The sequence below is a fragment of the Candidatus Filomicrobium marinum genome (assembly GCF_000981545.1).
GTDB lineage: Bacteria > Pseudomonadota > Alphaproteobacteria > Rhizobiales > Hyphomicrobiaceae > Filomicrobium > Filomicrobium insigne.
The window spans coordinates 410,304-432,688 of sequence record NZ_LN829119.1 but is presented as its reverse complement, the minus strand read 5'-3'; the positions used below and the strand labels follow the sequence as shown (position 1 = coordinate 432,688).

Below are 22,385 nucleotides of genomic sequence, written 5' to 3'. Positions count from 1 at the left end.
AGCTCGCGCCCCGAAGGACGCGCGCTCTATGATCTGGCCATTCCCCAGCTCCATGACAACCTTTTCAAAGTCGCCATATAACGAACAGAGGTGGCATTCCCTCCTTCAGGCAGAGCGCGCTGCAATCAGCCCTTTGCCTTCTTCTTAGCTGCAGACTTTTCGGCCTTCTCGACGTCTGCAGCCAGGATTTTCTTTTCGATCAGCGTAATGCTACCACCAGCCTTCTCGACGGCAGCCTTGGCAGATGCTGTCGCGTGATCGACCGTCAGCTTTACAGCCGCAGTCAGTTCCCCACTGCCGAGCAGACGAACACCGTCTTTAGGACGACGCAGAACGCCGGCTGCAACCAACGCAGAGACGTCAATCGTCTGAGCTTTGTCGAGCTTGCCCGCATCAATAGCGGTCTGCAGCGCTCCGAGGCTCACCTCGTTGAAATCCTTACGGCGCCACTTGCTGAAGCCGCGCTTCGGCAAACGCCGGTAAAGCGGCATCTGACCGCCTTCAAAGCCACCGATCGCAACACCCGTACGGGAATGCTGACCCTTGTGGCCGCGTCCACCCATCTTGCCGACGCCGGAACCGATGCCGCGGCCGACGCGCACGCGCGTTTTACGCGCGCCAGGATTATCTTTGATCTCGTTAAGCCGCATGAGTCTACAAAGCCTCTTCGTCAATTCTTTCAGTGGGGCGCCTTAGGCCTTCTCGTCAACGATACGCACCAAGTGGCGTACGCTGTTGATCATGCCACGCACAGACGGCGTATCTTCAAGAGTTCTACGGCGGTGCAGCTTATTGAGGCCAAGCCCCTTGAGCGTCTTCGTCTGCACTTCGGGGCGGCGGATTGCACTGCGCACCTGTTCGACCGTGATCGTTTTCTTCTCAGCCATTTCGTTTCAACCTCAGCGGTCCAACCGGGACGACAGTATGCCCGTTGATTCAACCTAGTGGATGAACGGTAGCGCGAACCGCCAGGCCGCGCCTTCGCTCTAAATAACTTAGCCTTCTACCGCTGCTTCCGAAGCGGACGAACCGTCGCGGCGGCGGGCCACGATATCCGAAACCTTGAGGCCACGACGTGCGGCCACGGTCCGGGGATTTTCCTGATGCTTCAGGGCATCGAAGGTTGCACGAATAACGTTGTAAGGGTTCGTTGAACCCAACGACTTCGCAACAACGTCCTGCACGCCAAGCATTTCGAACACAGCGCGCATTGCACCACCGGCGATGATACCCGTGCCCGGAGGCGCCGAGCGTAGCACAACCTTACCGGAGCCGTGACGGCCTTGGCTGTCGTGGTGCAACGTGCGTGCATCACGCAGCGGGATGCGGACCAACGAGCGCTTCGCCGATTCCGTAGCCTTACGGATGGCTTCAGGCACTTCGCGAGCCTTGCCGTGGCCATAGCCAACGCGACCTTTCACGTCGCCGACAACAACCAGCGCTGCAAAACCGAAACGCTTACCGCCTTTGACAACCTTGGCCACACGGTTGATGTGAACCAGCTTGTCTGAAAATTCGCTGTCGCGCTCTTCGCGATCGCGGTCCCGGCCGCGGCGGCCTTCAGGAGAACGTGCCACAGTCGTGGTCCTTTCGTTTTAGAAGCTCAGGCCGCCATCACGCGCGGCGTCCGCGAGCGCCTTGACGCGCCCATGAAACAGATACCCACCACGGTCGAAGACAACCTCTTTGACACCAGCAGCAACGGCGCGCTCGGCGACGAGCTTGCCGACAGCCGCTGCTGCGTCCTTGTCTGCACCGGTCTTGATGTTCCCTCGGAGCGCATCGTCCAGCGTCGAAGCCGCGGCAAGCGTACGCCCAGCCGCATCGTCGATAATCTGTGCGTAGATGTTCTTCGACGACCGAAAGACCGACAATCGCGGACGACCGGAGGTACGCGCCTTCAGGGTGCGGCGTACACGCGTCCGACGCTTTTCGAATTTCTTGCTCAGCGACGCCATCGTTCCTGTCCTTATTTCTTCTTACCTTCCTTGCGGAAGATGTATTCGCCCCGATAACGCACACCCTTACCTTGATAAGGCTCCGGCGGACGATAGCGACGGATCTCGGCAGCCACCTGCCCGACGAGCTGCTTGTCAATGCCGCTGACCGTCACGATTTCCTGCTTGGCACCTGCCACCGCGACCTGCACGCCGGCTGGGATCTTGTGCACCACTTCGTGGCTGAAGCCGACGTTGAGTTGCAGATCCTTGCCCTTCATGGCTGCACGGTAGCCGACGCCCTGGATTTCCAGAACTTTCTCGTAGCCTTCCGTAACCCCCGTCATGAGGCTGGCAATCCGCGTACGCGACATGCCCCACATAGAGCGAGCGCGTTTGCTATTGTCCTTCGGCGTAACGACGAAGCCGGCATCAGTCTTCTCGACCGTAACCTCGTCAGGAACGGTGAACGCCAATTCGCCCTTAGAGCCTTTGACCTTGACCGTCCGCCCGTCGAGCGCTGCGGTCACGCCAGACGGCACAGGAACAGGCTTCTTTCCGATGCGAGACATGGGTTTGACCTTTTCACCCCGGCAACCACCGGGTCTTTCCAATTAGAATACGTTGCAGAGAATTTCGCCGCCGACGTTCTCTTCACGAGCCCGCACGTCCGACATCACACCCTTGGGAGTGGACAGGATCGAGACACCGAGCCCGTTCGCCACCGTCGGGATATCCCTGACTTGTGAGTACACACGACGGCCTGGCTTAGAAACGCGCTTAATAGTGCGAATCGCCGGCTGGCCATTGAAGTACTTCAATTCGATTTCAAATTCGGGCGTTACACCCTTCTGTTCCACCCGCGTATAACCGCGGATAAATCCTTCCGACGCCAATACGTCGAGCACCCAGCCGCGCAGGTTAGAAGCCGGCGTAGAAACAGTCGGGCGCCGCCGCATCTGAGCGTTACGAATACGGGTCAGCATATCGCCTAGCGGATCGTTCATAGACATCCTGTTTCGGCCCTCCTTACCAGCTCGACTTGACCATGCCGGGGATCTGACCCTGGCTCGCCAATTCACGCAGCTGATTACGGCACATCTTGAGCTTGCGGTAATAGGCCCGCGGACGCCCGGTAATCTCACAACGATTCCGAATACGCGTTGGTGATGCATTCCGAGGCAGTTCTGCCAGTTTGAGACGTGCTGCAAACCGCTCTTCAGCGCCAAGCGTCATGTCTTTCGCGGAAGCCTTCAAGCGCTTACGCTTTTCTGCGTACTGCGCAGCCAGCTTGCGGCGCTTTTCGTTGTGTTGGATCTTGCCGGTCTTTGCCATTCATATCCTCCAAAGGCCTTTCGGGGTGCGCCCGAGGTCCTCTAGCTACGGAAAGGGAAATTGAATTCACGCAGAAGCTCGCGAGCTTCCTCGTCGTTCTTCGCGGAAGTACATACGATCACGTCCATGCCCCAGATCTGATCGACCTTATCGTAGTCGATTTCCGGAAACACGATGTGCTCTTTGAGACCGCAGGCATAGTTGCCACGGCCATCGAAGCTCTTCGGATTGAGACCTCTGAAGTCCTTGATCCGCGGCATTGCGATCGTCACAAACCGATCGAGGAACTCGTACATCCGATCGCCACGGAGCGTGACTTTCGTACCGAGAGCCATACCTTCGCGGACCTTAAACGTCGCGATCGACTTGCGAGCGATCGTGGTCACAGGCTTTTGACCAGCGATCATCGCCAAATCGGAAGAGGCGTTTTCCACCTTCTTACGATCAGCAACGGCTTCGCCGATGCCCATGTTCAACACAATCTTCTCGAGCTTCGGAATCATCATCGGGTTCGCGTAGCCAAACTTCTCCTTCAGCTTCGCGCGCACCACTTCTTCATAATGCTTCTTCAGCCGCGGCTTGTAATCAGCCGGGCGCGGGCTAGCCGGCGCCATATTGGCTGCCGGAGCGGCTTTTGCAGCCTTTCGGCCCTTCTTGGCTTTGTCGTTATCGGCCATGACTTACTTCTTCTCCGGAATTACTTCGCCAGAGCGCTTAGCGATACGCACTTTCGTGCCGTCCTCAAGCACCTTGGTTCCAACCCGCGTCGGCTTCCCGTCACGCGGATCTTCCAAAGCGAGATTCGACAGGTGGATCGCCGCTTCCTTGGAGATGATGCCGCCCTCCTCCTGCGCCGTCTGACGCTGGTGACGGCGCACCATGTTCACTCCGCGCACAAGCGCACGATCTTCATTCGGCCGAACCTCGATCACTTCGCCATGCTTGCCCTTATCGCGGCCAGCAAGCACGATCACGTGGTCACCCTTTTTGATCTTCGCCAACGCCATTTCAAATCACCTCCGGCGCGAGCGACACAATCTTCATGTGATTTTTCGCTCTTAATTCACGCGTAACCGGTCCGAAAATACGGGTACCAACAGGCTCACCCTGCTGATTGATCAACACTGCGGCGTTGCGATCAAAACGGATCAAGGAACCGTCGGCGCGACGAACACCCTTAGCGGTGCGCACAACAACAGCCTTCATCACCTGGCCCTTCTTGACGCGACCTTTGGGGATCGCCTCCTTTACGGACACAACGATGATATCGCCGACCGTTGCGTATTTCCGCTTCGAGCCGCCAAGCACCTTGATGCACTGCACCCGGCGCGCGCCCGAATTGTCGGCGACGTCGAGATTCGTCTCCATCTGGATCATCGCACTTGCTCCTTATCCACCCCGCCCGCTCGCGGCCTTAGAAAATCTTCAATGGCGCGGCGCGGCGCGCACTTCCTTCAATCGCTTCCGGGACCCGCGTCAAATGGCGAGCCCCTTCGCCTAACCTTGCTGTACGAGCACCGACCATCTCTTGTTTTTCGAGATCGGTGCTGTCTCTACGATCTGCACGCGATCTCCAATCTTGAATTGATTGGCCTCGTCATGCGCATGGTACTTCTTCGTCCGGCGAACCGTCTTCTTGAACAGCGGGTGCGTATAGCGGCGCTCGACCTCAACAACCACGGTCTTGTCGTTCTTGTCCGACACCACGACGCCGTGCAGGATTCGCTTAGGCATTTCTTATCTCCTCAGGCGTCTTTACCAGCGCCGGCCGCACGCTTCTCGGTCGCGATCGTCATGACACGCGCGATGTCGCGACGCACTTCCTTAAAGCGCGACGTATTCTCGAGCTGTCCCGAAGCCCTCTGAAAGCGCAGGTTGAACTGCTCCTTCTTGAGCTTGACCAATTGGTCGTCGAGCTGATCGAGCGACATATCCCTGAACTCGGCGGCTTTCATCGTTTCGTCCTCAAGTAATCTCTTTCGTCCCGGCGGGCTTAGCCAATCCGCGACACGACACGCGTCTTAATCGGCAGCTTCTGGGCTCCAAGCTCGAGTGCCTCTCGGGCGATATCGTCCGGCACACCATCAAGCTCGAACATGATCCGACCCGGCTTCACGCGAGCCGCCCAATATTCCAGAGAACCCTTACCCGAACCCATTCGGACTTCGGCAGGTTTTGACGTCACCGGCAGATCTGGAAACACACGGATCCAAACGCGGCCAGCACGCTTCATGTGACGCGTAATTGCCCGTCGTGCGGCCTCAATCTGGCGTGCCGTGATCCGCTCCGGCTCCATCGCCTTCAAGCCGTGCGAGCCGAAGTTCAACGTCGTGCCACCTTTGGCAACGCCGTGAATACGTCCCTTGAACTGCTTGCGGTACTTCGTGCGCTTAGGTTGCAGCATGACCAGTCCTCAAAATATCCCGTTCTTAAGCGTCTGCGCCGCGATCACCGCGCTCACGACGCTGACGGCCGCCACCGCCACCTTCCTGCATATCGACCGCGCGACGCTCAGCAGCCATCGGATCGTGCTCAATGATTTCGCCCTTGAACACCCAAACCTTGATACCGATGATGCCATAAGCGGTCTGCGCTTCGCCGTATCCGAAATCGATGTCGGCGCGCAGCGTGTGCAGCGGCACGCGCCCCTCGCGATACCATTCGGTACGTGCGATTTCCGCGCCACCCAGACGGCCGGCGACGTTGATACGGATACCGAGACCGCCCATCCGCAGCGCAGACTGCACCGCCCGCTTCATCGCACGGCGGAACGCCACACGGCGCTCTAGCTGCTGCGCAATGTTCTCAGCAATCAACGTCGCATCGATCTCAGGCTTGCGCACTTCGAGGACGTTGAGATGGACCTCACTGGTGGTCAGGCGCGAAAGCTCACCACGCAGCTTGTCGATGTCAGACCCCTTCTTGCCGATTAGCACACCCGGACGCGCCGTATGCACTGTAACGCGGCACTTCTTGTGTGGGCGTTCGATCACGACCTTAGAGATACCAGCCTGGCGCTGCTGCTTCATGATGTGCTCGCGGATAGCCATATCCTCGTGCAGCAACCTTCCATACTCAGCGCCGCCGGCAAACCAACGGCTGTCCCAGGTGCGATTAATGCCGACGCGCAGGCCGATCGGATTGACCTTCTGACCCATTATTCGGCCTCCTTGGCCTGTACGGCGTCCGCAGCCTTGGACCGCTTACGCCCCTTGGACTTCTTTTCTTCGTCTTCAGCCACTTCGCGCACCACCACGGTGATCTGCGAAAACGGCTTATGCACCATCGATGCGCGACCACGACCGCGGGCATGGAAGCGCTTCATGACAAGGTTCTTGCCAACGTAGGCTTCCGCCACCACGAGCTGATCGATGCTCAGCTGATGGTTGTTTTCAGCGTTAGCAACCGCGCTCATAACGCACTTGCGTACGTCCTGAGCGATGCGCTTGCGAGAGAACTCGAGGTCAGCCAACGCGGCGTCGACCTTCTTGCCACGGATAAGTCCCGCGACGAGGTTAAGCTTCTGCGGCGAAACTCTTAAGTTGCGCGCAACCGCCTTCGCCTCATTCTCTGGCAGGCTGCGCTCTCGGCTAGGCTTACCCATTATCGTCTCGCCTTCTTGTCTCCGCCGTGCCCCGGGAAGTTACGCGTGGGCGCGAACTCGCCGAACTTGTGACCGATCATGTCCTCGGTCACGTTCACGGGAATATGCTTCTGCCCGTTGTAGACGCCGAAGGTCAGGCCGACGAACTGCGGCAGGATCGTCGAACGACGGGTCCAGATCTTGATGATCTCATTGCGCCCCGAGGAGCGCACCTTATCGGCCTTCTTCAGAAGGTATCCGTCAATAAACGGACCTTTCCAGACTGAGCGTGCCACCGCGTCTATCTCCTTCGTGCGCCGCTGCGGCGCTTACTTCTTCTTCAGGTGACGGCTGCGGACAATGAATTTGTCCGTTGCCTTGTTCTTACGCGTCTTCGCACCCTTCGTAGGCTTGCCCCAAGGCGTAGCCCAGTGCTTGCCGCCGTTCGTACGACCACCGTTTGGGTGATCGATCGGGTTCATGGTGATACCGCGAACCGTTGGGCGCGTGCCCTTCCAGCGCGTGCGGCCCGCTTTACCGTCTACAGTGTTAGCGTGATCCGAGTTCGAAACCGCACCAACGCTCGCCATGCAGTCAGCATGAACGCGGCGTGTTTCGCCCGAGTTGAGCTTTAAGATAGCCCAACCGGAGTCGCGACCGACCAACTGAACGAAAGCGCCAGCCGAACGAGCGATCTGACCGCCATGGCCAGGCTTCAGTTCGACGTTGTGCACGATCGTCCCAATCGGCATGCCCGACAATGGCATCGCATTGCCCGGCTTAACGTCAGCCGTCTCAGCCGCCACAACCGTGTCGCCAGCATTCAGACGCTGCGGCGCCAGGATGTAGCTCAGTTCACCGTCCTCATACTTGATGAGCGCGATAAACGCCGTGCGGTTCGGATCGTACTCCAGCCGCTCGACAACGGCCGGCACGTTGAATTTGCGCCGCTTGAAGTCAATCTTGCGGTAGGTCTGCTTGTGACCGCCGCCGATGTGACGGGTCGTAATACGCCCGTGCGTGTTACGACCGCCGGTCTTCTTCTTGCCCTCGGTCAGCATCTTGACCGGAGCACCCTTCCAAAGGTTGCTGCGGCTTACGATAACGAGCTGACGCAAACCGGGCGAAGTCGGTCGGAATGTCTTAAGTGCCATGGTCCCGATCTCCTTAAAGCCCGGTCGTCACGTCGATGGACTGGCCGTCCTCAAGCGTAACGATGGCCTTCTTGGTATCGCTGAGAACTCCTGTCCGGCCGCGAAAGACTTTCTTTTTGCCTTTGCGCACGAACGTGTTCACAGCTTTCACTTTTACGCCGAAGAGCGTTTCAACGGCAGCTTTGATGTCAGGCTTGTTCGCGGTCTTAGCGACGTTGAAGACAACCTGATTGGCTTCCGAAAGGAGCGTCGCCTTCTCGGTGATGACCGGCGACAGAATGATGTCGTAGGCCTTGAGCTTCATCATTGGCTCGTCTCCCCGGACGCCTTGCCATTGAATCGCTCTTCCAGAGCTTCAACGGCGGCCTTGGTCAGGACTAGTTTCTTGCGCCGCAAGATGTCGTAAACGTTGATCCCCTGCACCGGCAGTACGTCGATGTTGGGAATGTTACGTGCAGCACGCGCAAACGCGGCATCGACCACAGCGCCGTCGATGATGAGCGCATTTGCCCAGTCCAACTTCGCCAACTGCGCCTTGAGCACGCCCGTCTTGCCGTCGCTTTGAGCCTTGTCGAGAACTATGATCTCGCCAGCCTTCGCTTTAGCAGACAGCGCATGACGCAGCGCCAGCGCGCGAACCTTCTTCGGCAACGCAATCGCATGACTACGTGGCTTCGGTCCGAACGCCTTACCACCGCCGCGCCACTGCGGGACGGCCTTATCACCGTGACGGGCACCACCGGTACCCTTCTGGCGGTACACCTTCTTGCCCGTAACGTTCACTTCCGAACGATCCTGAGCATGATGCGTGCCAGCCATACGCTTCAGCAACTGATAGCGGACCATGCGCTGCAACAGATCCTGACGCGGCTCGAGGCCGTAGATCTGTTCTGCGAGTTCGACGGTACCGGCGCTGGCCGCGTCGAGAGTCGTCACATCGGCTTTCATCACTGATGCTCCTTCCCAGCTGCGGCTTCACCATTGTCGCGCGCCTTGAACGCGCCAGGCTTCGGCGCATCCTTTGGCAGCTGCTTCTTCACGGCATCACGGATCAAAACCCAGCCACCCTTGTGACCCGGAACCGCGCCGCGGACCATTACAAGGCCGCGATCGATATCAGTGCGCACGACAACCAAGTTTTGCGTCGTCACACGCTCGGACCCGAGGTGCCCGGCCATCTTCTTGCCCTTGAACACCTTACCAGGATCCTGGCGTTGACCGGTCGAACCATGGCTACGATGCGTGATCGAGACGCCGTGCGAAGCCCGGAGGCCGCCGAAGTTCCAGCGCTTCATCGCGCCCTGGAAACCCTTACCGATTGAGGTGCCCGTAATGTCGACGAACTGCCCTGGAACGAAGTGATCAGCGGTGATTTCCGCGCCGACTTCGATGAGGTTGTCAGGAGACACACGAAACTCAGCCATCTTGCGCTTAGGCTCAACCTTAGCGACAGCGAAATTGCCCCGCTCGGCTTTCGTCACGCGCGATGGTTTGCGCGTACCAGCTCCCAGTTGAAGAGCCGTGTATCCATTCTTGTCGTCAGTACGGTGCGCGAGCACTTGGCAGTTTTCGAGCCGCAACACCGTGACAGGGATATGCTCCCCGTTGTCGGTGAAGATGCGGGTCATTCCCACCTTCTGTGCGATCACTCCGGAACGCATGTCAGCATTCCTTCCCTAATTGCTTAACGGTCTTACAAGAGGATTTGTATTGCCCCTGCAGAGGACCACCTCGAACTTCGCGAAAGTCGTCTTACAACTTGATCTCGACGTCGACGCCGGCGGCCAAGTCGAGCTTCATGAGAGCGTCCACCGTCTGTGGCGTCGGATCTACGATATCCAGCAGACGCTTATGCGTACGCATCTCGAACTGCTCCCGGCTCTTCTTATCGATGTGCGGAGACCGGTTCACTGTGAAGCGCTCAATCCGCGTGGGTAACGGGATGGGCCCGCGCACCTCAGCGCCTGTGCGTTTCGCGGTGTTCACGATCTCTCGCGTCGAAGCATCCAATATTCGATGATCGAACGCTTTGAGCCGGATGCGAATATTCTGGCCGTTCATGTTTCTTGCCTATCCACCGATGGCCGGATTTGCCCTTGCCGACAGCGAGAAATCCACTGTCTTGGCTATTGAGACTGGCTTCCGGACGCGATGTCCCTCTCTTCACTAAATCCAAAAACACCCGGCCCACTGGCCCCATTTTGGCGGCCTGTTAAGGGGCCACCAAAACGGATGCGATCATTATTCGACGATCGCGGCAACAACACCCGCGCCGACCGTACGGCCGCCTTCACGGATCGCGAAGCGAAGCTTCTCTTCCATCGCGATCGGAGTGATCAGCTCAACGTCCATCGACACGTTGTCGCCAGGCATAACCATTTCCGTGCCTTCTGGAAGCGTGACGACACCCGTCACGTCCGTCGTACGGAAGTAAAACTGAGGACGATAGTTCGTGAAGAACGGCGTGTGACGGCCGCCTTCTTCCTTCGTCAGGATGTATGCCTCAGCCTTGAACTTCTTGTGTGGCTTGATCGAGCCCGGCTTGCAAAGAACCTGCCCGCGCTCAACGTCCTCACGACCGATACCACGAAGAAGAGCGCCAACGTTGTCGCCAGCCTCGCCCTGATCCAGAAGCTTCCGGAACATTTCAACGCCCGTGACAGTCGTCTTCGTCGTATCACGGATGCCGACGATCTCGACTTCCTCACCGACCTTAACAATGCCACGCTCAATACGGCCCGTAACAACCGTACCGCGGCCAGAAATCGAGAATACGTCTTCGATCGGCATCAGGAACGGCTGATCCTTCGGACGGTCCGGCGTCGGGATGTATTCATCAACCGTCTGCATCAGAGCCAGGATCGCGTCGTGGCCGAGCTTCGCATCACCGTCTTCCAGAGCAACCAGAGCCGAGCCCTTCGTGATCGGGATGTCGTCGCCAGGGAACTCGTAAGACGACAGAAGCTCGCGCACTTCCATCTCAACGAGCTCAAGAAGCTCTTCATCGTCGACCATGTCGCACTTGTTCAGGAACACGACAAGGGCAGGAACGCCGACCTGACGGGCCAGAAGGATGTGCTCGCGCGTCTGTGGCATCGGGCCGTCAGCAGCCGAAACGACCAGAATCGCGCCGTCCATCTGCGCCGCACCCGTGATCATGTTCTTCACGTAGTCCGCGTGACCTGGGCAATCAACGTGCGCGTAGTGACGGTTCGCCGTCTCATACTCAACGTGCGACGTCGAAATCGTGATGCCCCGAGCCTTCTCTTCCGGTGCACGGTCAATCTGGTCGTAAGCTGAAAACGTTGCCCCACCCGTCTCAGCCAATACCTTCGTGATCGCTGCCGTCAGAGACGTCTTTCCGTGGTCAACGTGACCGATCGTGCCGATGTTTACGTGCGGCTTCGTCCGCTCGAATTTCGCCTTGGCCATTGCTCGTCCTTGACAGTGTTTGACACCTTCTGGGTCACCGGGCCGCAAAGCCGCGTATCGGCACCCATACGCCTGAGCCCGATCCTCTAAGGGCTTGAGCCTTATTGTTCAAGGCCCAATCTTTGATCTGTGCCCCTGTTCGTCGAACATATTGGCCAACTTTCGCTGATGCGCTTCATCGCGACATTCCCGCCCCGTGCGGAACAGATCCCCCGTAGATGCGTTTGAATCACATTCCTTGAGCCAAAAAGCGAGAGGAGGATGAAATGTCACCTGAAATCAAAAATACCCACTTCCCTCGAGAAAATCGCAACAGCGTGCTCGACAGACCAGAAAATATCCAGGGAATTCCTGGGTCCCAGCATCCCCATCTTCCCGAGCAGGCGGAACATTGCCTGAGCGTCCTTCAGGGGCCGCAATGCATCCAAGGTGAAAAGCACGGTAAAAAGTAAAAAGGCTTTGACCTATGCAAGGGACCTCGACAGACAAACGCACATCCCAATCACCTGACGGGCCCAAAACCTATTCCGCCGAAAAGGCTCGTCAGGGCACTATTATTTTGCGCCATCGCTGGAGCCGATGGCTCTTCATTCTGGGGTTGGTCGCAGCCGTAGTTCTAGCGTTTTTCACAATTCCGCAAATGCCCTCCTGAATTTATCAGTGAAGAGATTGCTTTGCGCCATTCCGGCACCGCCATCTACGCGACCCCTCTCGAGAGTTTCGACCTATGAGCCGCTCCAACCTCGAAGGCTACTCAATCTTACTGGTGGAAGACGAGCCATTGATCGCGATGGATATTGCTGATGAGCTCGAAGGGCACGGCGCACGGGTTCACAACGTCCCCAGCGTTGACGAAGCTCTCACAATCCTGGCTTCCGCCGCTGTGTCCGCCGCCGTACTCGACTACCGCTTGGCCGATGGCACCGCCGATGAACTCTGCCAGCGACTTACCGATATGGGCATCCCGTTTGTCATATACAGTGGCTACACGGAGGTCGAAGGCGTTTGCGGCAAATGGGGTGTCATCCGCAAGCCTGCCGCTCCAAACGCGCTTGTCGGGATGGTCATCGCGCGCCTACAGATCTCGTCCAAGTAATAGAAATGGCCGGAGTATCGGCGATCCGCTCCGTCTCCGTTAAATGCAATACCGAATGTGTCAGATGAAATTGGAGCGGGTGAGGGGAATCGAACCCCCGTATTCAGCTTGGAAGGCTGCTGCTCTACCATTGAGCTACACCCGCACCCATGGCATCCGGGCTTTTTACCGATTTTTGACGGCAACGCAAACGGACATTTGCGGAACAGGCTAATCCGCCGCGCACAACCCGCAGCATCAGCTAGACTACAGAAGCGCTCGTAAAATGAACCGATAAAAACCCGCATTTTAGTTCAGGTAGCCCCTACCGTGCAGGACCGCACCGAAGCAACACACTGATAAGCTCCAACTAGAGATTTTTAACCAACCAAGTAGGAGGGACCGCGCGAACCTACAAGCAGCGCGCACAGTGTATCGCTTGACAGCAGCGCGAGGAACCCAAGCTGTCCGAGCAGATTACAGACGCATGTTACCGAGCAAAGCCACCAATCGGGGGCCTGCAATCCAATTTTAATTGCCCCGTTCATGGCATAACAGGAGCCATTATCGATGCTTTACGTAGATATCCCGACGCTCCCGGAACTCAAGGCGCTAATTTCCACCCGTGCGGATACGTGCGTCTCTATCTACGTATCCACCACACCACACACGCAGCAGGTTTCAGCCAGCCGGATAGCCTATGGCAATCTGGTCAAGACTGCGATGGAGCAGCTGGAAAGCATAGGATTTGATAAGCATCGCCGCCGCCGTCTCGAAGCGGAGCTTGCAGCGTTAACAGATGATGACGATTTTTGGAAACTGCAGGCCCATAGCTTAGCCGTCCTTGCCACCCCCGACAGCATCCGCACATTTAGATTGGCCACGGCGGTAACAGATACGACCCAAGTCGCAGATCGCTTCTATCTGAAGCCTCTCCTTCGAGCCATCGCCTTCCCTCAAACGGCATTCATTTTAACTTTGTCGGAAAATGCAGTCCGCTTGATCGAGATATTTGCGGACTTACCGCCATCCCCGGTACGCGTCCCCGAGCTGCCCAAAAGTGCCGCCGATGCAGTGGGGCGCGCATCCATAAATAACCTTACGCAGAACACACGCATAGCCAACGCCGAAGGTCAAACCGTGTTGCTCCGACAATACGCGCGGAAAGTAGACGCTGCACTTCGTGGCGTTCTGGCGGGACGAGATACCCCCCTGATCCTTGCATCCACAGATCCGCTGGCCCCGATTTTCCGAAATCTGAACAGCTACCCGGCTCTATTGAGCGAGGGCATATCGGAAAGTCCAGACCGCCTCTCTGAAGCTGAACTCGCGAGCGCGGCACGCCCGATACTTGACCGTTACTACAAGGCGCAGATTGACGAAGCGCGCACATTGTTTGAGGCCCGCTCCAACGACCGCCGCGCAACGACCAACATTGGCGAGGTGGCACGCGCAGCCACCAACGGCGCGGTTGAATTTTTGATGGTGGATATCGATCACGTCGAGCCGGGAACAGTCAACGACACCGATGGCGCCGTGACATTCGCCACCAGCCCCGACGCCGCCAACTACGATATCGCGGACGAGATCGCCGGCAGAGCAATAATGACAGGCGCCCGGTTTCTCGGGGTCCGTCAGACAGACATTCCCGGCAACGCTCAGGTGGCTGCGATTCTGCGATATCCCATTTGAACAAGAACGAGGCCCTGCCAACCGCAAAGCGTTCGCGGCAATCCGAGAGTCTGATTTGATAGAGGTAAGGTTTGGCCTATGAGGGTTAAGCCATGCCACGGCCCGAAAGCGAGGCGGTCCGGCGTTAGCACACCGCCAAAAGGTGCGTGAGCCTGAAATGGTGGAGGGGGTTGGATTCGAACCAACGTAGGCGTAGCCAACGGATTTACAGTCCGTCCCCTTTAGCCACTCGGGCACCCCTCCACATCTCGCAACCTGACTCGGTCCTTTCGAACCGGTCAATGTTCATTTGACGCCACTTATATCATTGAGCCGAAGGCAAAAATCAACATCAGCCTGTCAAATGAAATCGCCCCGCGGATGGCCAGCGGGGCAACCCCTCGTTTATGCGAAAATGAACTCCGCATGTCAATTCCCAAATGCCTGCGGCGCAATGAGCGCCCCGCATCAACGCGGGTGCGGCCCGCCTCCGGCCATGGTATCTGCGTAGCTCCCGAACCGTCTCTCTAACCTCGGCTCCCTGATCATCGTGACAAAATTTCCAAAACCCAACTCCAAGCGTCGCCCCGGCGCGCGCCCAGCGCACGCGCCGAAGGTCACACCAGACGACGTCACGCTGTTTGGCATCCATGCTGTTGAGGCCGCCCTTGCGAACCCGCAACGCCAGCTCATCAAACTGCTGGCGACAGAGAATGCAGCCCACCGTTTGGCAACGAGTATCCAGCCCCGCGGGATCACGCCTGAAATCGTGACGCCCCGCCGTCTCGATCAGCTTCTCGGTGCCGATACGGTCCATCAGGGCATAGCCCTCACGACCGACTATCTGCCAGAGCCCGTGCTCGAAACGCTTTTAGAGAACGCCGCTGACGGACAACCCCTTATCATTCTTGATCAGGTCACCGACCCGCACAACGTCGGCGCGATCCTTCGCTCAGCCGCAGTATTTGGCTGCGCGGGGCTCATCATGACACGCCGCCACAGCCCACCGCTCAATGGCACGCTGGCGAAATCTGCCTCCGGCGCTTTGGAGCTGGTGCCTGTGCACCTGACACAAAATCTTGCACGCTTGCTAACCCAGCTGAAAGAAAACGGGATAACGGTCATCGGCCTCGATGGCGCAGCGCAAGAGGTGCTGGACGACGCAAGCCTTTCTGGCCCCCTTGCGATAATCCTCGGCGCAGAGGGCAAAGGGCTGCGCGCGTTAACGGCGGAAACCTGCGATCACCTTTATCGCATCGAGGCACCCGGAGCTCTGGCAAGCCTCAACGTTTCTAATGCCGCGGCTGTGGCCCTGCATTTGGTTGCCATGCGCCGACGCGGCTAAACAAAAGCACATTTCCCCAAACAGAAAAGGCGTCCGGACCCAAAACCCGAACGCCTCATTTTGATAGATCGCTTTCCGCACGGCGGCTCATATCGGAAGCCTTACGGTGCCGATATACCCTGGAAGCTACGCAGCGCGTTTTAAGCTCACCTCCAGCGGCGACGATCCCAGCCCCAACCGCGGTCACGGCGGTATGCGCGGCGATAATCGCGCGGATAACCCCACGAGCTATAATAGGGCGGAACCCGATACCAACGGCGGCGCTCGCGCATTTCATACGCTGGACGCCAATAACCAGCGTCGTAGTAGGGATAGTAGTTACGGGGGCGATAATAGTAGGAATAGGGGTCTACATAGATCCGATCCCTACGGTAACGCGGGCGCTCAAACCGGTCATCAACGATCGGCCGCTCATAACCGCCACGCCACTCGCCGCCAGCACTGGCCGGCGTGATATGACCCGCTGCCGCAAAGAGCGCAGCCAAGGCCAATGCAAAAACTCCGATACGCATCGTCTTACTCCAGGGTACGGACAATTTCTTCTAGCTCAGCAGGCAACATGACGCAAAACAGTAAAGTTACATCTAAGCAAAACGAGTTTATACGATTTAATCGCGCCACACTTGGTTTGCCGATCCCAAGTCGAGACCAGAGTTAACTCGTTAGTTCTTCGTCCGAATGGCACATGAGCCCTGGATAACCTCTCTGATCTCCGGCCACGCAGAGTTGCAGAAGCAGCAATCCCGCAGCCGGCGCAACAAATCGGCGCAAAACCTCCACATATTTAAAGCTGTACTTTGAAAATAGACCTCTGGTCCTGCCTCGCGCGAAGCGCTATAAGTCGCCGCGACATGACATGCCGCGCCGGCGACCTGATGTGCTATCGGGCCCAGCGGCAATCAGCCGGCTTAGCTCAGTTGGTAGAGCACCTGATTTGTAATCAGGGGGTCGGGGGTTCAAGTCCCTCAGCCGGCACCAGCAAGACCGCTAGGGTGTGACGGCGGGCTCAAATGCCGCCACGGAGCCTCACTAGGTCCCCTCCACCAACATTAGCCATCGCCGCTTAGTGCAACGAAACGTCAGCAAACTGCAGTAAGGAACACCGAAGATGGGAAAGCGCGCACTGGTCGTTGTCGATATTCAAAACGACTACTTCCCGAATGGTAAGTGGCCGCTCGTCGGGATCGAAGGCGCAGCCGACAACGCAGCCCGCGTCATCGAAGCAACACGCCGAACTGGAGATTTGCTCGTTCATATCCGCCACGAGTTCCCCATCCCCAATGCCCCCTTCTTCGAGGCAGGCTCGGAAGGTGCGCAAATTCACCCGAAGGCGCAGAACCAGGCCGGTGAGCCTCTGGTTCTCAAAAACAACGTCAACGCATTCCGGGAAACCGAACTCAAGGACCTCCTGGACCGCAACGGAATTGAGGACGTCCTCATCGTCGGCAATATGAGCCACATGTGCGTGGACGCCGCGACACGGGCAGCTTCGGACTTTGGCTACAACGTCACCGTGATCCACGACGCATGCGCAAGCCGTGACCTGGAATTCAACGGTGTTCAGGTTCCCGCGGCACAGGCTCACGCAGCCTTCATGGCCGCCCTCGCTTTCGCCTACGCCAAGGTGATATCGACCGAAGAATATCTCAACGCCGTCGCCAACGAGGCACCCGCAGCTTAAGCTTCAATAGAAAGCTCAGGGCAATCGGTATCGAAGCGCATCTTCTAGGTGTTGGCTTCGATACCGCATCCTTTTGGCAGGATATAAAGCAAGAACTGATCCGTGCCTCGAATACCAGCCACCAACAAACAGGCGCACCGCCTGGCTTTACCTGTCGGCGCTCTGATATCGTTTCTGGTCGTTATTTTCCTGATACGCGCCGCATATCAATATTTTGCGGAAGTCCCCACAGCGCATGGGCTCACCGATGCCGCCTATGTCGCTCTCCTGCGTCTCGGCTTTGTGGCCGCCGCAATCCTTTGCTATCTGCTCTTGCTCAGACTCCGCACCGCTCTCGGCAAACGCTGAGACGTGCCTCGCTACCGATGCGCGCGACGACGATGAACGAACATTGAGAGAAAATCGAAAACGAGGCGCACGCTGTTGAAGCGTGGAGACGCGCCTCGCCCCCTCGGCATCGAGGAAAACCTAAGCCGCACCCGCGGCGCAAATTCAAAAATTGGTACGTACTGAACGCACACATCCCCCGACTCGCGACACGAGGAAGCAGATCACGAGCCGGGGACGAACGCCTTGCGTGGCCCGACAAGTATCCTGAACACGAAACGGTTTTTCTATGGGAAGATCTCCCGAAAGCATCGGGCGTTTACTCCCAAACCTCCCGATGCTCCGGTGAAAAATGGATATACGCGCGGAAGAGCTGCCCGTTCGCGGACACCAAACCTACTTGCTCAAAAATTCAATCGACGTGCGAATGAGATCGGCTGTGCGCTCCAAGCCAAGCTTGCTCTTCATCATGCTGCACGAGTTGGCGATCGTCTTGTAGGAAACACCCAGCGCCTCCGCGATCTCCGTCATACTCTTGCCTTCACCTAGCAGACGCAGGATCTCAACTTCCCGGGTCGTGAGCTGCTGGAGAGGGTCATCGCCGGAGTACTGAGCAATGGCCAACTGCGACGCCAGCTCTCGCTCGATATAATGGCCGCCTTCCGAGACCTTCTTGATCGCCGCAAGCAATTCATCAGCCGCAGCGCTCTTACTAACATAGCCTTTGGCGCCAAGCCGTAGGGCACGCGCTGCATAAATCGGCTCCGCATGCATACTGAAAACGATCACCCGAGCCTTAGGGTCTCTCAGAAGTAGTCTGCGAAGCAGCTCAAGTCCGCCAATGCCCTTCATATTGAGATCGAGCAAGATAAGATCCGGTGGGTCCTTTCCGACGAGCGCCAGGGCCTCAGCGCCAGAACTCGCCTCGGTCAAAATAGCTTCGCGCGCACCTGAAATCAGTCGGCGAACACCTTCCCGCACGACAATATGGTCATCAACGAGTAGGACCTTTAAGGGCTTCATGATGCGCTGTTCTCCAGGGCTTCGGGCGATAGCGATATTGCGCTCGTCTCATCCTCAATCGGGAACCAGGCCGACACGCTGACGCCCGAACCATCTGTCCGATTACTGACTTCCAGTTTGCCGTTGTGATGCGAGACCCGCTCCTTCATACCCAGGATTCCAAACCCATTTGACCCTGTCGAGTAATCTGGCAATCCACGGCCATCATCGGACACCAGGACGCGTACACCATGCCCCTCGTCCACGACGCTAATTTCCACGCGGCTCGGCTTTCCGTGACGGATCGCATTACTCAAAGACTCTTGCACAACCCGGTATATTGTCCCGTCGAGTTGCTCGCCGAAACTCGTATCCTCGATTTCAAGCTCAAGAACGATATCGGGGTGACGCCCGCGCCAGAAGTTGAGCAAGTGATCCAAGGCATGCGCCAACCCCAGATCCAATAGAAAAGCTGGTCTCAAGCGCGCAAGCATACTCTTCACATGCCCCTGCATATGGCCAACCGCCTCGCGCATACTTTGAACGCGCACGGGAATATCCTCATAACGCTGCTCATCGAGAAGAGTACCGATGGATGCTGCATCCACATCAACCGCGAATAGGAACGGTCCTATCTCGTCGTGCAGATCTCTCGCAACATCCGCGCGTTCTTCCTCCTGCACGCTCAAGAGCTGATCCTGTAGCCGGCGATTGACCGCTTCAGCCTCTGACAGTCGTTCGACCATCTGATTGAAGCCGCGGTAAACCTGCACGAATTCAACGGGCCCCCGCTCGTCCAATCGTTCAACCTTGGACTGGCTCCCAATGCGCTTAAGTGCGTCGGCCATTCGGCCCAACGGCCGCAACGCTCGCCCTACGATGAGGGAAATAAGAGTGACGATGCTCCCACATAAGACAAAAATGATCCAAAGCGTGTTGGCGGTATCTTCCCAAACTTCACCGACTTCGTTGCGCGGATCCGTTTCCAGAACCAACGTCCCATGACCGTCGAATGCCGACGGCAAACTCACAGTCACCGCCCGTGGTTTTCCAGCCAGCAAATTAAAAAACCATTCCGGAGGCGGATCATCTGAAACCGCCACCTCAGAGGCCATGAGCAGCTTACCCAGACTGTCCCACACGCTGGCCCGAACGTGACGATCGCCATCGAAATCCGCAACAAGCAACGCGAGCCGTCTTTGCGGATTAGTGATTTCCTCGACATCGTCGACAGCGTTTGTGGCAATCCGCGCGCCGACTGCCAGAGCCGCACGCGTCTCCGTTTCAATCTTATCGACAGCATGCAGATAGAGCATGACACTAGCGAGCAGGAAGGTCACGACGACCGCAAGCGCAATCGAAATAATAAGTTCCAGTTTCAGCGACATACGGCCATACTCCTACTCACGGAGTCACGTTCCGTTGGGGCTTAAGAGCAGCGCAACTGAAATCCCCAGCCAACGTTGACGTCACCTAGGCAAACGATCCGCAGTGAGAGATCAAATGATCTTCTGCTCGACGGCGATGCGCACAAGCTCCATCGACGTCCGCGCATTGAGCTTTTCGCGTAGAGCCGCGCAATCGTTCGTAACGGTTTTATAGGAGACCGCCGTCGCCTCTGCGATCTCAGACATGCTGCGACCCTTGGCCAGCAATCGCAACACATCCAGCTCGCGTTCCGATATATCCAGCATTTCCCCTTTGCCCACACTAACCAGAGCCAACTTCTGGGCAACATCATCGGGCAGCCAAATCTCACCGCGCACAATGGTCCGGATAGCCTTCGCCATCAGTGAGGGGTCGTCGTTCTTACTAAAGAAGCCCTTGGCGCCCATCTCAACAGCTTTAGCCGCCAGGATGGGCGCATCACTCATGGTGAAGATAAGGATTTTGGCCGAGGCATCCATTTCCTTGATCTGGCGGGAGACGTCGAATCCAGATCGATCCGGCAAATTGATATCGATAACGACACAATCCGGATTCTCGCGAGAGAACACGGCAAGACCGTCCGCGCCACTCCGGGCATCGACGATCTCGATATCTCCCTCAACCGACAACGAAGCCCTGAAGCCCGCGATGACGATCGGGTGATCTTCAATAATAAGAACCTTCACGGTATTTGCACCTCGATGAAAACAACCCAGCATGCAGAGCGGGCGAAAGGCATGATACCCGTACACGGCTTCCATCGTGTCCAGTGCTTTTGCCCCGAATGCTGTCAGTTCAATTCCTTGGTGCCACGCAAATGCCCTCCTAACGTCAACTCGGCAAGCCGCGCAAGTGCTTTCTCACCAACCCATTAACGATCACGAGACCATAGACGATGTCGATCCAGATCCGCCTGAACGCTGTCATCGCGGCCCTCCTGATCTTCTGCCTCGCGGGATTGGTTGTCACCAAACTGATCCAGGCGCGCCCCCGAATTCTCACTGAAACCACGAACATGCTGTCCTTCACCAAGGACTATATCGAGACCGCCCGCACCGGCATTCTGGCATCGCCCGACCCCAGCACACGCATGCGCGAACTTGCCACCCGGTTAGAGGACGCACGCCACATCGAAGTGGCGCTTCTCCCGCCAGGAGAAGCAAAAATAAACGTACCCCAGACACCGCAACCTACGACACTGCAATGGCTGGAAAGCATGACCATCGGCGACGTCGATCCTCAAATGATCGCGATCCCATTTAAACGTGGGATGGAAGATTTTGGCAGCATCGCAATTGCCACCAGCCCATTTAACAAACTGCGCGAACTCAGCGTGGCAATCGAGGACATTATCGTAACCGGCCTGCTGCTGGCTCTCGCAGCTTTTGGCCTGACCAGTTGGGTGATCTGGCGGGCGCTCCGTCCCGTTCACGAACTGTGCGACGCTATCGCCTTGATGGAGGCCGGCCACTATGACATTGACCTAACCGTCTCTGGGACCCCGGAAATCACCGCCATATCGCGCAGTGTCGAGAGCTTGGCTTCCGCCCTCCGGAAGGCGCAACGCGAAAACGCAAACCTCTCCATAAGACTAATCCAGTTGCAGGATGACGAACGGCGCGCGATTGCACGCGAATTACACGATGAACTCGGCCCCCATCTCTACGCAGCGCGCGTGCGCGGTACGGCGATGAAATCCGAACTGGCCAAAGCAGAACCCGACATATCGTCCACCGCACAGATGGCCGAAAAATTATTGGAAGAAATAAATACGCTCCAGCTTGTAAATCGCCGCGTGTTGCATCAACTAGCCCCGGCTGCACTACGCGAACTTGGCTTGACTGAAGCCCTCCAGGATTTGGCTGACCGCTGGCGCGAAGAACACTCCACAATCAATCTTACGCTATCTGTCGGATTGCCTACCGATATGTCACTCGACGAAACGACGGAGCTGACCATCTACCGCATCGTGCAAGAGTGCCTGACAAATGCCTATCGTCATGCGCATGCTAGCAATATCGCCGTGGAAATCATGACAGAACCGTTTGGAAACAACGGACCTGCTCAATTGAAATCGGAAAAGGTAATCCGTGCCACGGTTATCGACGATGGCAAAGGCATGAGCAACGAAATCGATTTCGGCTACGGGCTTCGAGGAATGCAAGAACGGATCACCGCATTGGGCGGGAAAATTATAATTGGAAAATCCTCCATCGGGGGCACTGAACTTTTAGCGATTCTTCCGCTCCCGAATTCCCTGGGATAAACAGGCAATACGCACCAGCTTACAAAGCTAATCCGCGTCAGATTCTCCCAAAAAACGTGTTACCACTGCTGCGTTGCAAATAAAGCACAGCTTAAATCGCCCGTCACTCGGGCGTTTGGGAACTTTTGCCAACACGCGTTGCAATCGTT

Annotated in this window: 32 protein-coding genes, 3 tRNA genes and 1 pseudogene; 8 read left to right on the top strand and 28 right to left on the bottom strand. The window is 57.2% G+C overall.

The window, feature by feature from the left end; all coding sequences use genetic code 11:
* Positions 1-125: 125 nt before the first annotated feature.
* The 22 genes and pseudogenes from rplO to tuf all read right to left on the bottom strand — a co-directional run bounded on the left by rplO (position 126) and on the right by tuf (position 11,441).
* Positions 126-650: a 50S ribosomal protein L15 gene (gene rplO, locus YBN1229_RS02090; protein WP_046476207.1), complete on the bottom strand. Its 525-nt coding sequence runs from the start codon at positions 648-650 to the stop codon at positions 126-128.
* Positions 651-692: 42 nt separating this feature from the next.
* The gene (gene rpmD, locus YBN1229_RS02085) at positions 693-887 is read right to left on the bottom strand and encodes a 50S ribosomal protein L30 (protein WP_046476204.1); all 195 of its coding nucleotides are present in this window, start codon (positions 885-887) and stop codon (positions 693-695) included.
* 108 nt (positions 888-995) lie between these two features.
* Complete coding sequence (gene rpsE, locus YBN1229_RS02080; RefSeq protein ID WP_046476200.1) at positions 996-1,577, bottom strand: 30S ribosomal protein S5; 582 nt, start codon at positions 1,575-1,577, stop codon at positions 996-998.
* An 18-nt stretch (positions 1,578-1,595) separates the two neighbouring features.
* The gene (gene rplR, locus YBN1229_RS02075; RefSeq protein ID WP_046476196.1) at positions 1,596-1,958 is read right to left on the bottom strand and encodes a 50S ribosomal protein L18; all 363 of its coding nucleotides are present in this window, start codon (positions 1,956-1,958) and stop codon (positions 1,596-1,598) included.
* An 11-nt stretch (positions 1,959-1,969) separates the two neighbouring features.
* On the bottom strand, positions 1,970-2,509 hold the full coding sequence (gene rplF, locus YBN1229_RS02070; protein WP_046476193.1) for a 50S ribosomal protein L6: 540 nt from the start codon (positions 2,507-2,509) through the stop codon (positions 1,970-1,972).
* A gap of 42 nt (positions 2,510-2,551) precedes the next feature.
* A complete protein-coding gene (rpsH, locus tag YBN1229_RS02065) occupies positions 2,552-2,950 on the bottom strand; it encodes a 30S ribosomal protein S8 (protein ID WP_046476189.1) in 399 nt (132 codons plus the stop codon).
* 16 nt (positions 2,951-2,966) lie between these two features.
* Complete coding sequence (gene rpsN, locus YBN1229_RS02060) at positions 2,967-3,272, bottom strand: 30S ribosomal protein S14 (RefSeq protein WP_046476186.1); 306 nt, start codon at positions 3,270-3,272, stop codon at positions 2,967-2,969.
* A 41-nt stretch (positions 3,273-3,313) separates the two neighbouring features.
* Positions 3,314-3,886, bottom strand: a complete 573-nt coding sequence (gene rplE, locus YBN1229_RS02055; RefSeq protein WP_046479823.1) for a 50S ribosomal protein L5 — start codon at positions 3,884-3,886, stop codon at positions 3,314-3,316.
* Positions 3,887-3,952: 66 nt separating this feature from the next.
* Positions 3,953-4,279: a 50S ribosomal protein L24 gene (gene rplX, locus YBN1229_RS02050; RefSeq protein WP_046476182.1), complete on the bottom strand. Its 327-nt coding sequence runs from the start codon at positions 4,277-4,279 to the stop codon at positions 3,953-3,955.
* 1 nt (position 4,280) lies between these two features.
* Positions 4,281-4,649, bottom strand: coding sequence for a 50S ribosomal protein L14 (gene rplN / locus YBN1229_RS02045; protein WP_046476177.1), 369 nt, complete (start codon positions 4,647-4,649; stop codon positions 4,281-4,283).
* A 120-nt stretch (positions 4,650-4,769) separates the two neighbouring features.
* Positions 4,770-5,006 carry a 30S ribosomal protein S17 gene (rpsQ, locus tag YBN1229_RS02040; RefSeq protein WP_046476174.1) on the bottom strand — a complete coding sequence of 79 codons (237 nt, stop codon included), beginning with the start codon at positions 5,004-5,006 and terminating at the stop codon, positions 4,770-4,772.
* 11 nt (positions 5,007-5,017) lie between these two features.
* Positions 5,018-5,227 (bottom strand): 50S ribosomal protein L29, encoded by a 210-nt coding sequence (gene rpmC, locus YBN1229_RS02035; protein WP_046476170.1) that lies wholly within the window; start codon positions 5,225-5,227, stop codon positions 5,018-5,020.
* A 38-nt stretch (positions 5,228-5,265) separates the two neighbouring features.
* Entirely contained in the window at positions 5,266-5,676 is a 411-nt protein-coding gene (rplP, locus tag YBN1229_RS02030; RefSeq protein WP_046476165.1) for a 50S ribosomal protein L16, read from the bottom strand.
* 25 nt (positions 5,677-5,701) lie between these two features.
* Positions 5,702-6,430: a 30S ribosomal protein S3 gene (gene rpsC / locus YBN1229_RS02025; protein ID WP_046476158.1), complete on the bottom strand. Its 729-nt coding sequence runs from the start codon at positions 6,428-6,430 to the stop codon at positions 5,702-5,704.
* Between the two features lie 80 nt (positions 6,431-6,510).
* Positions 6,511-6,876 (bottom strand): annotated as a pseudogene (gene rplV / locus YBN1229_RS02020) (50S ribosomal protein L22); the annotation flags it as partial.
* Positions 6,876-7,151, bottom strand: a complete 276-nt coding sequence (gene rpsS, locus YBN1229_RS02015) for a 30S ribosomal protein S19 (RefSeq protein ID WP_046476146.1) — start codon at positions 7,149-7,151, stop codon at positions 6,876-6,878. The pseudogene rplV and the gene rpsS, both read right to left, overlap by 1 nt.
* A gap of 33 nt (positions 7,152-7,184) precedes the next feature.
* Positions 7,185-8,009, bottom strand: coding sequence for a 50S ribosomal protein L2 (rplB, locus tag YBN1229_RS02010; protein WP_046476141.1), 825 nt, complete (start codon positions 8,007-8,009; stop codon positions 7,185-7,187).
* Between the two features lie 13 nt (positions 8,010-8,022).
* Positions 8,023-8,316, bottom strand: a complete 294-nt coding sequence (locus YBN1229_RS02005) for a 50S ribosomal protein L23 (protein WP_046476138.1) — start codon at positions 8,314-8,316, stop codon at positions 8,023-8,025.
* The gene (gene rplD / locus YBN1229_RS02000; protein ID WP_046476135.1) at positions 8,313-8,957 is read right to left on the bottom strand and encodes a 50S ribosomal protein L4; all 645 of its coding nucleotides are present in this window, start codon (positions 8,955-8,957) and stop codon (positions 8,313-8,315) included. Before rplD ends, YBN1229_RS02005 begins: the two co-directional genes overlap by 4 nt.
* Positions 8,957-9,670: a 50S ribosomal protein L3 gene (gene rplC / locus YBN1229_RS01995; protein ID WP_046476132.1), complete on the bottom strand. Its 714-nt coding sequence runs from the start codon at positions 9,668-9,670 to the stop codon at positions 8,957-8,959. The genes rplD and rplC overlap by 1 nt, the downstream gene beginning before the upstream one ends.
* 91 nt (positions 9,671-9,761) lie before the next feature.
* Positions 9,762-10,070 (bottom strand): 30S ribosomal protein S10, encoded by a 309-nt coding sequence (rpsJ, locus tag YBN1229_RS01990; protein ID WP_046476129.1) that lies wholly within the window; start codon positions 10,068-10,070, stop codon positions 9,762-9,764.
* A 180-nt stretch (positions 10,071-10,250) separates the two neighbouring features.
* On the bottom strand, positions 10,251-11,441 hold the full coding sequence (gene tuf, locus YBN1229_RS01985) for an elongation factor Tu (protein ID WP_046476126.1): 1,191 nt from the start codon (positions 11,439-11,441) through the stop codon (positions 10,251-10,253).
* 266 nt (positions 11,442-11,707) lie between these two features.
* Between tuf and YBN1229_RS18605 the strand changes: the two genes are divergently transcribed.
* Together YBN1229_RS18605 and YBN1229_RS01975 are read left to right on the top strand one after the other, a co-directional pair.
* Complete coding sequence (locus YBN1229_RS18605) at positions 11,708-11,893, top strand: hypothetical protein (protein WP_139165295.1); 186 nt, start codon at positions 11,708-11,710, stop codon at positions 11,891-11,893.
* Positions 11,894-12,168: 275 nt separating this feature from the next.
* Complete coding sequence (locus YBN1229_RS01975) at positions 12,169-12,537, top strand: response regulator (protein ID WP_052743618.1); 369 nt, start codon at positions 12,169-12,171, stop codon at positions 12,535-12,537.
* A gap of 71 nt (positions 12,538-12,608) precedes the next feature.
* Here the strand turns inward: YBN1229_RS01975 and YBN1229_RS01970 are convergent.
* Positions 12,609-12,682 (bottom strand) — tRNA-Gly (locus YBN1229_RS01970).
* Between the two features lie 404 nt (positions 12,683-13,086).
* On the opposite strand from YBN1229_RS01970, the gene YBN1229_RS01965 reads away from it, so the two are divergent.
* The gene (locus YBN1229_RS01965; RefSeq protein WP_046476122.1) at positions 13,087-14,208 is read left to right on the top strand and encodes a hypothetical protein; all 1,122 of its coding nucleotides are present in this window, start codon (positions 13,087-13,089) and stop codon (positions 14,206-14,208) included.
* A gap of 158 nt (positions 14,209-14,366) precedes the next feature.
* Here the strand turns inward: YBN1229_RS01965 and YBN1229_RS01960 are convergent.
* Positions 14,367-14,451 (bottom strand) — tRNA-Tyr (locus YBN1229_RS01960).
* 286 nt (positions 14,452-14,737) lie between these two features.
* Here YBN1229_RS01960 and rlmB point away from each other — a divergent pair.
* Positions 14,738-15,532, top strand: a complete 795-nt coding sequence (gene rlmB / locus YBN1229_RS01955) for a 23S rRNA (guanosine(2251)-2'-O)-methyltransferase RlmB (protein ID WP_076605269.1) — start codon at positions 14,738-14,740, stop codon at positions 15,530-15,532.
* Positions 15,533-15,678: 146 nt separating this feature from the next.
* Here the strand turns inward: rlmB and YBN1229_RS01950 are convergent, their stop codons facing one another.
* Positions 15,679-16,044 (bottom strand): hypothetical protein, encoded by a 366-nt coding sequence (locus YBN1229_RS01950; RefSeq protein ID WP_052743617.1) that lies wholly within the window; start codon positions 16,042-16,044, stop codon positions 15,679-15,681.
* Between the two features lie 390 nt (positions 16,045-16,434).
* Between YBN1229_RS01950 and YBN1229_RS01945 the strand changes: the two genes are divergently transcribed.
* From YBN1229_RS01945 to YBN1229_RS01935, 3 genes are all read left to right on the top strand, one after another.
* Positions 16,435-16,510 (top strand) — tRNA-Thr (locus tag YBN1229_RS01945).
* A 130-nt stretch (positions 16,511-16,640) separates the two neighbouring features.
* Positions 16,641-17,213 carry a cysteine hydrolase family protein gene (locus YBN1229_RS01940; protein WP_046476118.1) on the top strand — a complete coding sequence of 191 codons (573 nt, stop codon included), beginning with the start codon at positions 16,641-16,643 and terminating at the stop codon, positions 17,211-17,213.
* A 102-nt stretch (positions 17,214-17,315) separates the two neighbouring features.
* Complete coding sequence (locus YBN1229_RS01935; protein WP_046476115.1) at positions 17,316-17,561, top strand: hypothetical protein; 246 nt, start codon at positions 17,316-17,318, stop codon at positions 17,559-17,561.
* Positions 17,562-17,936: 375 nt separating this feature from the next.
* Here the strand turns inward: YBN1229_RS01935 and YBN1229_RS01930 are convergent, their stop codons facing one another.
* The 3 genes from YBN1229_RS01930 to YBN1229_RS01920 form a co-directional block, all read right to left on the bottom strand.
* On the bottom strand, positions 17,937-18,563 hold the full coding sequence (locus tag YBN1229_RS01930; protein WP_052743616.1) for a response regulator: 627 nt from the start codon (positions 18,561-18,563) through the stop codon (positions 17,937-17,939).
* Positions 18,560-19,930 carry an ATP-binding protein gene (locus tag YBN1229_RS01925; protein ID WP_046476108.1) on the bottom strand — a complete coding sequence of 457 codons (1,371 nt, stop codon included), beginning with the start codon at positions 19,928-19,930 and terminating at the stop codon, positions 18,560-18,562. Before YBN1229_RS01925 ends, YBN1229_RS01930 begins: the two co-directional genes overlap by 4 nt.
* 111 nt (positions 19,931-20,041) lie before the next feature.
* Positions 20,042-20,656, bottom strand: a complete 615-nt coding sequence (locus tag YBN1229_RS01920; RefSeq protein ID WP_046479819.1) for a response regulator transcription factor — start codon at positions 20,654-20,656, stop codon at positions 20,042-20,044.
* Positions 20,657-20,865: 209 nt separating this feature from the next.
* Here YBN1229_RS01920 and YBN1229_RS01915 point away from each other — a divergent pair, with 209 nt between their 5' ends.
* Positions 20,866-22,236 (top strand): histidine kinase, encoded by a 1,371-nt coding sequence (locus YBN1229_RS01915; RefSeq protein WP_052743615.1) that lies wholly within the window; start codon positions 20,866-20,868, stop codon positions 22,234-22,236.
* Positions 22,237-22,385: the final 149 nt, after the last annotated feature.